Below are 12,435 nucleotides of genomic sequence, written 5' to 3'. Positions count from 1 at the left end.
TAAATCAAACGCCTTCGAGCAAACGCACCTGGCTCATCGACAATGGGCGGGAATATACATAGCCCTGGAAACCGATGCTGTTATATTCTTTCAGTTTCGCTATATTGAATTCTTTATTACGCCCTTCATATATTATCTCGGCGCCAGAGTGACGACAGCTTTCAATAAGCGAATGGCATTTTTCCTCTTCGCAAATTCGCGTTTTATCGATCTTAATGCTATCGAAACCGAAGGACGAAAGGACTTCCGCAGGGCGTTCGCCGATGCTGATAGCGTCCAGCGCGATTTTAAACCCGTAGCGCCTGGCCAGCAGCAGGAAGTTAAGGTTCTCAATCAGCTGCGCGGCAGCGATCTCCTCGCTAAGCTCAATCTCAATCTGCTCCGGCGCGATACCGAGGATCTCGCAGCGGGCGTGCATTTTTGCCAAAAACGCTTCATCGCCAAGCAGCGATTTTGGAAAATGGAAAGAGGCGCGCAGCTCGTTCTTACGGATCAGCAAACTGCAGGTTAAATTAAATATAATTTCCGTAACCTGACGTATTACTGCTCTGTTGGCGGCGCTTTCTGCAATGTCCGTTGCGGCCACACCGTCACCAGCAATATTTTCTAATCTGCCCAGCGACTCATATTTATATATCTTTTGCGAGCTCAGTGAATAAACAGGCTTGAAGGCTGTAGAAACCGAAAACTCTTCGCCTGATATAATGACAGTATTCATTATCGACTCTTAGTTTACTCATCGTTGGAAGATGACAGGGGGGACCGATCTTATGATTATTGACGATCATTTAAAAATTGTTTTCATCGATCAATATTACTTTAAGTAATAGTTTTAATCTATTAGTTTGATCCGAATGATCGCTTGAATCTATTGTACTGTGGCCAGAAAACGAGATAGTTTGCTATAAGTCGATGTATATTCTTTTCTTTTGATAAATAACAGATTTTTAATTCTTTTGCGCCCTTCCAATGCAGATTTTCATCTAAATTTGATCTGCATCAAGAATATCGCAAGTAATTTAAAAGATCACGATCTCAAGGATCTTTTTTGTCTTTATTTTCGCCAGTCAAAAAGATCGTCGCGCCGGGCGCGATGTTTATTTGTGCAATAAGAAGAGGACTCCTGACAGTATGCTGTCAGGAGGGGGGTTTTAGAGTGTTCCTGAACTTAATTGATAGCACAGGAGCTATGATGAAAAACGTAATCAACTGGTTTGAAATTATCGTCGAGGATCTGGAACGCGCCGTTGGGTTTTATGAGGCGGTCATGGCGGTATCGCTGCGCCGGGAAACCCTGTCCGAGTTTGCTATGGCCATCTTCCCGCACGATCCGGCTCAGCCGGGCGGAGCGCTGGTTAAATGTTCGCAAATGAAGCCGTCCGCAGAGGGCGCTCTACTTTATCTGCATACGGATGATATCGCCGCCACGCTCAAGCGAGTGACGGAGAACGGCGGTGAATGTGCCTTTGGCCCGCAGATTTTACCCAACGATATTGGTACGATTGCGCTCTTTACCGACAGTGAAGGCAACCGAATTGGCCTGCATCAACCGGCATAATTCGATACTCATGGAGTCATAATGTCCCGACGCGCCGACCGGCTTTTTCAGATTGTGCAGATCCTGCGCGGCAGACGCCTGACCACGGCCGCGCTGCTGGCAGAGCGGTTGAGCGTGTCGGAACGCACCATTTACCGCGATATCCGCGACCTGTCGCTCTCCGGTGTGCCGGTGGAAGGGGAGGCGGGCAGCGGTTACCGCCTGATGGCGGGTTTCGATCTGCCGCCGCTAATGCTGACAACCCAGGAATCGGAAGCGCTGATGGTGGCGATCCGCCTGCTAAAAACCTGGGGAGGCGAGTCTCTCTCTAAGTCGCTGGAATCCGCACAGGAGAAAGTGCTGGCGATACTCCCGGCGGAAAGCCGTCGCAAAGCGGAACAGACCCGCGTCTATGCGCCTGCCTTTGGCGCGCAGCAGCACTCGAAAAGCGACTTTGATCTGATGCACCAGGCGGTTTCGGGGCAACAGGTACTGGCGCTGCATTACCGCGATGAGAGCGGGCAGCTTTCACGGCGGGACGTGCAGCCGCTGGGGCTTTTTTTCTGGGGAGAACACTGGCTGCTGGTGGCCTGGTGCGAGCTGCGGAAGGATTATCGCTGCTTTCGTCTCGACCGCTGCCTGGCGATAACGCCTGTCGCACGCCGGTTTAGCGAACGGGCTGACTGCTCGTTAAATGACTTTTTCCGCAAAATTAAGCCGATGGTCAGACAATAAAAAACGGGCCGCCGTGGCGACCCGTAGTGTTAACTGCTGGCGGATTAGAAGTTGTAACCGGCCACCAGGTACCAGCCGAAGCCGTTGGATTTAACACGTTCAGTCTGGAAGAAAGGCTGGTCGCCATCTTTCCACTGGCCGCCGTTATGGAAGTAACGCGCAACCACGGAGTAGTGCCAGTGATCGTAGTTCAGCGCCAGTACGTGGCTGGAAGCGATGGAGTTGCTGGTGCGGTACTGCTCGTCACCCAGATCGGAGCCCCAGTCGAAGTTGGTGAAGCCGATATAGTTCAGCTGGCCGCCCCAGAGCGGAGTCAGCGGAACAAAGTATTTGATCTTAAAGCGGTAGCCATCCCACTCATTCTCGTTATTGGCGTTGTAGTTCTGCCACTGGTATTTAGCATAGATGTTCAGGGAGAGGCTCATCGGCAGGCCGGTATCGATATCGGTGCCCAGACCCATATACCAGGTGCTCTGACGGTTATCTGCGTTACGACCCATATCGTAGATATAGTTGTTCGCGAAGTACCACTCTTTGAACGGACCGAAGCTCAGGTCGGTATTGGTCAGCTTATCGATGGAGAAGCGCGGTTCGATCTCCATAAACAGTGGGGAACCGTGGTTCCAGATACCACGGGACTTGCTGTCACCGCCGACGGAACGCGGGGCATCAACGTAGCCGTAGAAATCAAACCAGTCTTTTTTCGCGAACGCTTCATATTCCAGGTAGGTATCGTTACGCAGCGTTGGTCCGAAGCGGGTGTGATAGCTTCCCACCACGTTGACGCTCTGGTGCCACCAGTCGGAAACGTATTCCGGTTTTGACGTTTCTTCCGCCGCGTTAGCGGTGAAAGTCATGGAGAGTGCCAGCGCAGCGCCAGCTGCAAGAATTGTTTTTTTCATAGTAATGCCACTGTTTGAAGAAAGACACGCCTGAGCGTCGTAGTTATAGCGTTTTGTGCGGCCTATTATATAAATCCGTGCTCACAAAAATACGTAGTGTTTCACATTATTGCGTTCTACGTAATCGATTGCGTTCACGTTTGCGCGCTTTAAACGGCCGGGATTGTACTGGCTTTTGTCAAAGGTGCCAATAGCCACCGAAAAATCGGGGAATTAACGAACAGAAAACGGGCAGGGATAACCTGCCCGGAGGGGATTACTGTACCGGAGGCTGGATATCGTGAATGCGCACGAATCCAAGCTGGTCAGGCGTGACGCCATCCAGCTGGAGGGGGATATCCACATCGCTCGGGGCCAGTTGGCTTGCCGGGGCGTTGATCAGCTGATTGCGGACGTTCACTTCCTGATAGTTCTGGGTCGTGCCCTGAATCTGACCCCACTCCACCGTGCCGCTAAAGGCAGGCAGTGGCGTGTTGGATTCACCCTGGATGCGCAGGGTCAGACGCGTACCGTCCGCATTGGGCGCGATATTCAGAAGAGACATACGCAGCATCCCGATCTGGCTGTTAAGCCGGGCTGGCGTACGAGCGCCAGGCAGCAGATAGACCCCGCTGCCGGATTTTTTGTTCAGGGCGTTTTGCTGGGTGATCTTCACCGTCTGCTGGTTAAGCTGATCCATCTCTTTGTTCAGCGTATTAACGCTCTGATTCATCTGGCTAACGCCGCCCTGCTGGGCACAGGCGCTCAGGGTTAGCAGGCTGCCCAGCACCAGCGTTTTAATATAACCGCTTGTCATCATGTTGTTTTCCTTACCCTTGACCGTTTCCCCAATGGTAGCCTGCCGCGCTGCACTTGCCATCACTCTTTATCTCAAAATATACCCGTCATACTTCAAGTTGCATGTGCGTTGGCTTCCTCGCTCACCCCAGTCACTTACTGATGTAAGCTCCCGGGGATTCGCTGCGTTGCCGCCTTCCTGCAACTCGAATTATTTTGGGTATAAATCTCTTCCTTTTATCACAAAAAGCGCTCTTCCTTTGTTGTCCCGCCACTTCGCGGTAAACTATCCTTCTGTGAAATTATTCGTCAGGACGCGCTATGCATTGCCCCTTCTGTTTCGCCGTAGATACCAAAGTGATCGACTCCCGTCTGGTGGGCGAGGGTTCCTCCGTGCGCCGCCGTCGGCAGTGTCTGGTGTGTAACGAACGTTTCACGACCTTTGAGGTGGCGGAGCTGGTGATGCCGCGGGTAGTAAAAAGCGATGATGTGCGCGAACCCTTTAATGAAGATAAGCTGCGTCGCGGTATGCTGAAGGCGCTGGAAAAGCGCCCGGTCAGCTCAGACGACGTCGAAATGTCTCTGAACCACATTAAGTCCCAACTGCGCGGTACCGGCGAGCGTGAAGTGCCGAGCAAACTGATTGGCAGTCTGGTGATGGATCAACTGAAAAAACTGGATAAAGTCGCCTACGTGCGTTTTGCCTCGGTTTACCGCAGCTTCGAAGATATTCGCGAGTTCGGCGAAGAGATCGCCCGCCTACAGGATTAACGTCATGCACGACGAGCAGTATATGGCGCGCGCCCTGAAACTGGCGCAGCGCGGACGCTTTACCACTCATCCGAACCCTAACGTCGGCTGCGTGATTGTCAAAGACGGTGAGATCGTGGGAGAAGGCTTCCACTATCGCGCCGGTGAACCCCATGCCGAAGTCCATGCTCTGCGCATGGCCGGTGAAAAGGCGCGCGGCGCGACCGCCTACGTGACTCTTGAGCCCTGCAGTCATCACGGGCGTACGCCGCCGTGCTGCGATGCGCTGATCGCCGCCGGTGTTTCCCGCGTGGTTGCGGCAATGCAGGACCCGAACCCGCAGGTGGCGGGGCGCGGCCTGTATCGCTTACAGCAGGCGGGTATCGACGTCAGCCACGGGGTGATGATGAACGACGCCGAAGCGCTGAATAAAGGCTTTCTCAAGCGCATGCGGACCGGTTTCCCCTACGTACAGCTGAAAATGGGGGCTTCCCTGGACGGCCGTACGGCGATGGCCAGCGGCGAAAGCCAGTGGATCACCTCCCCGCAGGCGCGACGTGATGTCCAGCGCCTCAGGGCGCAAAGTCACGCTATTCTGACCAGTAGCGCCACCGTCCTGGCGGACGATCCGCAGCTGACCGTGCGCTGGGACGAGCTGAATGAAGAGACCCGCGAGCTGTATCCTCAGGATGCGCTGCGTCAGCCGGTCAGAATTGTTGTCGACAGCCAGAATCGGGTCACGCCGCAGCATCGTCTGGTGCAGCAGCCCGGCGAAACCTGGTTTGCCCGTACCCGTCATGACGATCGCGACTGGCCGGAAAATACCCAGCAGCTGCTGGTACCGGAACATAACGGCCATGCGGACCTGGTGGTACTGATGATGCAGCTGGGCAAGCGGCAGATTAACAGCGTCTGGGTTGAAGCCGGCGCGCAGATGGCCGGTGCGCTGCTGCAGTCAGGCCTGGTCGACGAGCTGGTGATTTATATGGCGCCGGTGCTGCTGGGCAGCGACGCTCGCGGGCTGTGCGTGCTGCCGGGGCTTGAAACCCTCGCAGAGGCTCCGCGCTTTAAATTCAAAGAGATACGCCAGACAGGCCCCGATATTTGCCTGCATTTAATCAACGCGTAATACGCTTCCTAATATAGGAAGCAGTACGCGAAATATTATGATAAAATCCGCCCCCCTGCGGGGTTCTGAAGAACTCGAAAGGAAGAGTATGAACATTATTGAAGCTACCGTTGCTACCCCGGACGCTCGCGTCGCCATCACCATTGCGCGTTTCAACAACTTCATCAACGACAGCCTGCTTGACGGTGCGGTAGACGCCCTGAAACGCATCGGCCAGGTAAAAGATGAAAACATTACCGTTGTCTGGGTTCCAGGCGCTTACGAACTGCCGTTGGCAGCGGATGCGCTGGCGAAAACCGGCAAATATGACGCGGTGATTGCGCTGGGTACGGTGATCCGCGGCGGTACCGCCCACTTTGAATATGTTGCGGGCGGTGCAAGCAACGGTCTGGCGCACGTTGCGCAGGAATCTGGAATTCCTGTCGCCTTCGGCGTGCTGACCACTGAAAGTATTGAACAGGCCATCGAACGCGCTGGTACTAAAGCCGGTAACAAAGGTGCAGAAGCTGCACTGACCGCGCTGGAAATGATTAATGTATTGAAGGCCATCAAAGGCTGATTTTTTTGTAAGGGGAATTCCGTGAAACCTGCTGCTCGTCGTCGTGCCCGTGAGTGTGCCGTCCAGGCGCTTTACTCCTGGCAGTTGTCCCAGAACGACATCACTGATGTTGAATACCAGTTCCTGGCGGAACAGGACGTTAAAGATGTGGACGTTCTGTATTTCCGTGAACTGCTCTCCGGGGTGGCGACCAACAGCGCATATCTCGACGGCCTGATGAAGCCGTACCTGTCCCGCCTGCTCGAAGAGCTGGGCCAGGTAGAGAAAGCGGTGCTGCGCATCGCGCTGTTTGAGCTGTCAAAGCGTGACGATGTGCCGTACAAAGTGGCCATCAACGAGGCTATCGAGCTGGCGAAAACCTTCGGTGCCGAAGACAGCCACAAGTTCGTTAACGGCGTGCTGGATAAAGCTGCACCGTCTATCCGTCCCCACAAAAAATGACCCGCAAGCCGGAGTCGGAGGCTGCCACTGGCGGCCCCGTTCCGGCTTTTCTTTTTCTTAGCTGAGGCATAACGTATGGCATGCGGCGAGTTCTCCCTGATTGCCCGTTATTTTGATCGCGTAAGAAGCTCCCGTCTTGATGTTGAAACCGGTATCGGTGACGACTGCGCACTCCTGAATATTCCTGAAAAACAGACTCTGGCGATCAGCACCGACACGCTGGTCTGCGGTAACCATTTTCTCGAGGATATCGATCCGGCCGATCTGGCGTATAAAGCGCTGGCGGTCAATATCAGCGACCTTGCGGCAATGGGCGCGGATCCGGCATGGCTGACGCTGGCGCTGACCTTACCCTCAGTCGATGAAGCCTGGCTGGCGGCATTTAGCGACAGCCTGTTTGAACAACTCAATTACTACGATATGCAGCTGATTGGCGGCGACACCACCCGTGGTCCGCTGTCGATGACGCTGGGTATTCACGGCTATGTGCCGCTCGGACGCGCCATTAAGCGTTCCGGGGCGAAACCGGGCGACTGGATTTATGTGACCGGTACGCCGGGTGACAGCGCCGCCGGGCTGGCTATTTTGCAGAAGCGTCTGTCCGTCGCCGACAGCGATGATGCCGCTTATCTGGTTCGTCGCCATCTGCGCCCGACGCCGCGCATTCTGCAGGGCCAGGCGATGCGCGACCGGGCCAGCGCGGCGATTGACCTCTCCGACGGTCTGATCTCCGACCTGGGGCATATTCTCAAGGCCAGTCAGTGCGGCGCCCGTATCGATCTCGACGCGATGCCGCTGTCGGATGCGCTGCGTCGCCACGTGGATATCGACCAGGCCCTGCGCTGGGCCATTGCCGGTGGTGAAGATTACGAGCTGTGCTTTACCGTACCGGAACTCAATCGCGGCGCGCTGGATATGGCCATGAGCCAACTGGGCGTGCCCTGTACCTGCGTCGGTCAAATCAGCGGCGAGATTGACGGCCTGCAGCTGATGCGGTCGGGCAAGCCGGTTGAGTTTGAGGTGAAGGGGTACGATCACTTCGCGTAACCATAAGGCGGTTGGCTCTGCTGACCGCCGTTCAGAACTTATAGTGCTCCTTGCTCAGACCATACTTTTTCATTCTCAGATAAAGCTTCTTACGCGGGATATGCAGATGCTCCGCGACGTCGTTAATGCGTCCCTGATGGATATTTAGCGCGTCGGTGATGATCTGCCGCTCGTACTCTTCGACCCGCCGATCCAGCGGCGCGGGCTCTGCCTGATGTCGCTGTGGATGGGGCGTTTCCGCCAACGGTAAAACGCCGACGGCCAGCAGTTCAGCCGCATTCGCCAGCTCCCGGACATTGCTGGGCCAGGTGCGATGCATCAATCTTTTTAGCAGGTTGTTATCCACGTCCGGAACCGGGTGATTCAGGCGCAGGCAGGCTTTTTTCAGATAGTGCCGGAACAGCGGGGCAAAGTCGTCCGGCCGCTTCGCCAGAGGCTGGCAGGCTATCTGGGTTAGCGTAAAACAGGCGTAGAGCTCCGCCGCGATCTGCTGGGTTGCCGCCAGCTCCACCAGCGGCGTGTCTCCGATGGCAATCAGTCGGAAAGGGCGTTGCTCCAGGCTCTGCAAATGAACCAGATGATGCTGCTGATCGCGCGTCAGACACGCAATATGACTTAGCACGAGCGTGCCGCCCTGCGCCTGAGCGATATAGTCGTTGAGCAAGGGGGCGCTATTGCCGGTCAGCTCACAGCGAATAAGCGGTCCCTGCGCGCTGCGCCCCAGCTGATGCAGATAGCGCGCGCCGGTCATGCGTCCGGTGCCCGGCTCGCCATAAAACCAGACGGCGATATCGGTTTCCGCCAGCTGCTGCAGACGCTGACGGTAGTGATGCAGCCATTCGCTCTCGCCAATCAGTTCGGCCAGCAATGTCTCCTGACAGCGCTGGCGGCGGGCGATAACCGACGCACGTTGACGTAAGGCCTCTGCAATTCGCGAGAGCAGCTGAGCCGGATCGACCGGCTTTTGCAGAAAATCCCAGGCCCCTTTCTTAACCGCGTCGACGGCCATAGGCACATCGCCGTGGCCGGTGATCAGCAGGACGGGCAGCTGTTTATCCTGTTGATGAAACAGGGTCATCAGGTCAATGCCGGAACAGCCGGGCATGCAGACATCGCTCAGGACAATACCCGGCCAGTCTGGCTGAAGCCAGGCCTGCGCCGTAAAGGGATTATCACAGGCGCAGACGCGGTAGCCCCCCTGTTCCAGCAGTTGGGTATAAGCGTCCAGTACATCGGCATCATCATCAATGAGCAGAATCGAACAGTCATGAGGTCGCATCTTTTACATCCGATAACGTGAATTGCAGTACCACGCAGGCATTGCGCGCTGGCGTTGAGGCGAGAAACAGCTCGCCCTCCATCTGCGTCATTAACGATACGCAGATCGACAGGCCAATCCCGAGGCCGACGGCCTTGCTGGTGGTGAAGGGTTTCAGTAAAGAGGGGAGTAATGCCACCGGCCAGCCGGGGCCATTATCCGTGATAAAAACGCGCAGCTTACGGCCTTCCGTTTGCCAGCTCACCGTAATTTGAGCCCGGGTCGGGCAGGCGTCGAGGGCATTTTTCAGAACGTTGACCAGCACCTGCTGAATGCGCACCTCATCGCCCCTGACCCACACCGCGTCGGCGGGCAGTGAGAGCATGCCCGGCTGCGACCTGTGGCGCATCGCCAGTAATTCCCATGCGGCGGTGAGCGTTTGCCGGATATCAACCGGATAGAGCGGTGTATCCAGCTCCGCCCGGCGGGTGAACTGACGCAGCGAGCGGATAATGGCATCAATGCGATTAATCAGACGCTCCGCTTTGCCCAGGGTTGTTCTTGCCAGATCGGATTGCCCATGGTCAACGGCGCGCCCCGCGGTGAAAAGGTACATTGATAGCGCATTAAGGGGCTGGTTTATCTCGTGCGCCAGCGTCGTCATTGTCTGTCCCACGACGGCCAGTTTTGCTGTCTGGATAAGTTCATCCTGGGTTGCCCGCAGATCGGATTCTATCTGTTTGCGCTCGGCGATCTCCTGCTCCAGCTGCCGCTTTTGCGCATTAAGCTGGCCCAGCGTGCGACGCAGCAAACGGGCGATCCTCCCCAGTTCATCCGGTCCGTAAACCGGAATGGTGGCGTCGGTCCTGCCGAGACCAATTTGCACGACGGCCTGGTTTAATACCGTAAAACGCTTCACCAGCCGCGAGCGGATAAAATAGTGGTTCAGTCCCCACGCCAGCAGCAGCGCCAGCAGCGTCGCGACCAGAATTAATCCACTGCTGATGCGGACCGTCTGTTCCATCCGCTGGTTCAGCATCTGCATCTGCCGGTGGCTACTTCCCAGCTGAGCCTCAAGCAGCGTACGAAAGCGGCCCAGCGTTATCTCTCTGGCGCGGCTGGCCTCTACCAGCGCCCGCCTGGCCGCTACATAGTCGCGCAGGGTATCCGGCATTCTGTTTTTTACCATCCCTATATCCAGCAGCTCATCGATCGTCTGTCGTAGCGTGATGGTGCTGGGCCAGTTGTTCAGCGTGCGGATGTTTTCATCTGCCGTCTGCTTCAGATTCTGAAGATAACGAATGTGCGTCTCGACCTGAATGTCGTCGTCATTATCGGACTGCAGCGCATTAAGACGGTCGCGCAGATCATCGACAATCTGGTTTTCTATTCTCGCCAGGGTGTAGACCTGCTGCTGTTCGTCCTGGACTTCACGGGAGCGCTTCAGGTACTGCGCGGCATCCCCTTTTTGCGCTTCTATCTGATCCAGCAGCGTGCCCTGCTGCCAGGTAAAATCCTGTACCAGCGAGTTCATCTCGCTGGTGAAGTCCTCATGGAGCCAGTTAACCCGCGCCGACAGCTCCGCCACCTTTTCCCGCACCAGAAACAGGTTATAGAGCACCCGATCCAGCCCGGACAGCAGCGTGTGGCTCTCCTGTAAGATCTCCGTGAGCTGCTGCCGTTCTGCCCGCTGTAGCCCCTGACTGAGCTGCTCAATTTTATCCAGATGCTGAACGATCTGTTTGCGTAGCTGCAGGCGGACGGTGGTATTCGGCGCCAGCAGGAATTCATTAAGCTGATCGACCACCAGGTTCAGGTTTCCCTCGATCAGAAACGCAGAATGAATACGGGGAAAGTAATCATCCAGCGAGTAGCGTGTCTGAGCGCTCTGCTCGTGCAGGGAGTACAGGCTGGCACCGCTGACAACGAGCGTCAGCAGCGCCCCCACCAGAAACGCGCCCCGCAGGCTGCCGCTGATACTGTGCTGCCATCCCGATCCCCGCGTCATTTCAACTCTTCCAGCCGGGTAATCGCCAGGCGCTGGTTTCTGAGAAACCAGAACTGCCACTCCATCATCTGCTGCTCGGCAAAACGTTTATTATCGAACTGCGCCAGCCAGGCCTCATCTTCACTGCTCGCCGCATCGACGGGGACGCTGGTCAGCAGCGTGCGGATAGCGGGCAGCGGGTGTTTCAGCCGGGCTTCGGCGCTATGCAGCGCCCGCCAGGCATCCTTTAGCTGGGCAAGACGGAAGCTGATCGCCGTATCGAACATCCGCTGCACCAGCTGCTGACGTTTAAGGATCAGCCGGTAGTCGAGCGGCGGCTGACTGAGCAGACGCCTTTGCTGCACCGAACGGGGATTGTCGGCTTCCAGCGGCGCGATCGGGTATTTTCCGGTATTGGCATCGGCCAGAACTTGCTGTCCCGCCGGGCTTAGCAGGTAGCGGATAAAGCGCCGCGCTTCGCTGTTTCGCTGGCTGTTTTTAAGAACGGCAATATAGGTCGGCGATGCTGCCGACTGAGGGAAATAGAGAAAGGAGAGATTCGGATCGCTGAGCAGCAGATTGGCATAGTTATCAATCACCGGGCCGGCCACGCCCGATCCGCTTTTGACTTTGTCGGCGACGCCAAAGCTGCGGGACGAAATGGTGACCAGATTGCCCGCGCTGGTCAGCAGGGTTTCCCATCCTTCCGCCCAGCCTTTTTGTTGCAGCAGGGCTTCGACCATCAGATGGCTGGTATCCGAACGCGAGGGGCTGCTCATCAGCAGCGCGCCCTGATACCCTGGATGGCCCAGGGCCTCCCAGTTATCGGGCGGCGAAAGCTGTCTGGCCGCCAGCGCGGAGTGGTTAATCAGTAAACCAAAGCCTGATATGGCCACGGCCACCGACGTTGCACGAATAGATTCCGGCACCAGGCGCTGATTGTCCTGCGGGGCGCCCTCAAAAGGCGCGAGCTTTTGATGTTCCTGAAGATGCTGGAGCAGCATCGGCGAGGAGGTCAGAATCAGGTCGACATTTTCCCCCTCCGTATCAAGCAGCCGTTCCAGTGACGCGCTGGTGCGATTGAGCGTACGGATCCTGACCGCGCCAGGAGCTTTCTGCCAGTGCTGGATAATCCACGCCGTCGCACCGGGCGAAAATGTCGTTGCCATGACCAGTTCATCACTGAGTGCCGACGTTGGCCTGAGAATTAACAGCCCTAAAAGGAGGGCGCTAATAACCTTTCCACTAATATGGCGGCGCGGGAGTGTGAGGCGGTTCATAAATATCACTCTATTAATAAAATAATCCTGAGA

13 protein-coding genes are annotated in these 12,435 nt (G+C 56.1%); 7 read left to right on the top strand and 6 right to left on the bottom strand.

Going from position 1 to position 12,435, the window contains the following annotated elements:
- Positions 1–4: 4 nt before the first annotated feature.
- Positions 5–718 (bottom strand): EAL domain-containing protein, encoded by a 714-nt coding sequence (locus EDF81_RS21030; RefSeq protein WP_123350111.1) that lies wholly within the window; start codon positions 716–718, stop codon positions 5–7.
- Between the two features lie 474 nt (positions 719–1,192).
- Here EDF81_RS21030 and EDF81_RS21025 point away from each other — a divergent pair, with 474 nt between their 5' ends.
- Positions 1,193–1,558, top strand: a complete 366-nt coding sequence (locus EDF81_RS21025) for a VOC family protein (protein ID WP_123350110.1) — start codon at positions 1,193–1,195, stop codon at positions 1,556–1,558.
- A gap of 21 nt (positions 1,559–1,579) precedes the next feature.
- A complete protein-coding gene (locus EDF81_RS21020; protein WP_123350109.1) occupies positions 1,580–2,272 on the top strand; it encodes a YafY family protein in 693 nt (230 codons plus the stop codon).
- 44 nt (positions 2,273–2,316) lie between these two features.
- On the opposite strand, the gene EDF81_RS21015 is transcribed toward EDF81_RS21020, so the two are convergent.
- Together EDF81_RS21015 and EDF81_RS21010 are read right to left on the bottom strand one after the other, a co-directional pair.
- Positions 2,317–3,174, bottom strand: a complete 858-nt coding sequence (locus EDF81_RS21015) for a nucleoside-specific channel-forming protein Tsx (RefSeq protein WP_123350108.1) — start codon at positions 3,172–3,174, stop codon at positions 2,317–2,319.
- 256 nt (positions 3,175–3,430) lie between these two features.
- Complete coding sequence (locus EDF81_RS21010; protein WP_123350230.1) at positions 3,431–3,970, bottom strand: DUF3251 domain-containing protein; 540 nt, start codon at positions 3,968–3,970, stop codon at positions 3,431–3,433.
- Between the two features lie 302 nt (positions 3,971–4,272).
- Here EDF81_RS21010 and nrdR point away from each other — a divergent pair, with 302 nt between their 5' ends.
- The 5 genes from nrdR to thiL all read left to right on the top strand — a co-directional run bounded on the left by nrdR (position 4,273) and on the right by thiL (position 7,877).
- A complete protein-coding gene (gene nrdR, locus EDF81_RS21000; protein ID WP_123350107.1) occupies positions 4,273–4,722 on the top strand; it encodes a transcriptional regulator NrdR in 450 nt (149 codons plus the stop codon).
- A 4-nt stretch (positions 4,723–4,726) separates the two neighbouring features.
- Positions 4,727–5,830 (top strand): bifunctional diaminohydroxyphosphoribosylaminopyrimidine deaminase/5-amino-6-(5-phosphoribosylamino)uracil reductase RibD, encoded by a 1,104-nt coding sequence (gene ribD, locus EDF81_RS20995; RefSeq protein ID WP_123350106.1) that lies wholly within the window; start codon positions 4,727–4,729, stop codon positions 5,828–5,830.
- An 88-nt stretch (positions 5,831–5,918) separates the two neighbouring features.
- Positions 5,919–6,389, top strand: a complete 471-nt coding sequence (gene ribE, locus EDF81_RS20990; RefSeq protein WP_123350105.1) for a 6,7-dimethyl-8-ribityllumazine synthase — start codon at positions 5,919–5,921, stop codon at positions 6,387–6,389.
- Positions 6,390–6,410: 21 nt separating this feature from the next.
- Positions 6,411–6,830, top strand: coding sequence for a transcription antitermination factor NusB (gene nusB, locus EDF81_RS20985; RefSeq protein WP_123350104.1), 420 nt, complete (start codon positions 6,411–6,413; stop codon positions 6,828–6,830).
- A 75-nt stretch (positions 6,831–6,905) separates the two neighbouring features.
- The gene (thiL, locus tag EDF81_RS20980) at positions 6,906–7,877 is read left to right on the top strand and encodes a thiamine-phosphate kinase (RefSeq protein WP_123350103.1); all 972 of its coding nucleotides are present in this window, start codon (positions 6,906–6,908) and stop codon (positions 7,875–7,877) included.
- A 31-nt stretch (positions 7,878–7,908) separates the two neighbouring features.
- On the opposite strand, the gene EDF81_RS20975 is transcribed toward thiL, so the two are convergent.
- Genes EDF81_RS20975 through pgtC form a run of 3 tightly spaced genes read right to left on the bottom strand, consistent with a single transcriptional unit; the run spans position 7,909 to position 12,291 of the window.
- Positions 7,909–9,156 carry a two-component system response regulator PgtA gene (locus EDF81_RS20975; protein WP_123350102.1) on the bottom strand — a complete coding sequence of 416 codons (1,248 nt, stop codon included), beginning with the start codon at positions 9,154–9,156 and terminating at the stop codon, positions 7,909–7,911.
- Positions 9,143–11,143, bottom strand: coding sequence for a two-component system sensor histidine kinase PgtB (gene pgtB, locus EDF81_RS20970; RefSeq protein WP_123350101.1), 2,001 nt, complete (start codon positions 11,141–11,143; stop codon positions 9,143–9,145). The genes EDF81_RS20975 and pgtB overlap by 14 nt, the downstream gene beginning before the upstream one ends.
- Entirely contained in the window at positions 11,140–12,291 is a 1,152-nt protein-coding gene (pgtC, locus tag EDF81_RS20965; RefSeq protein WP_260232744.1) for a phosphoglycerate transport regulator PgtC, read from the bottom strand. The genes pgtB and pgtC overlap by 4 nt, the downstream gene beginning before the upstream one ends.
- Positions 12,292–12,435 lie beyond the last annotated feature (144 nt).

The organism is Enterobacter sp. BIGb0383 (assembly GCF_003751845.1).
GTDB lineage: Bacteria > Pseudomonadota > Gammaproteobacteria > Enterobacterales > Enterobacteriaceae > BIGb0383.
This window is presented reverse-complemented; position numbering and strand designations above follow the sequence as displayed.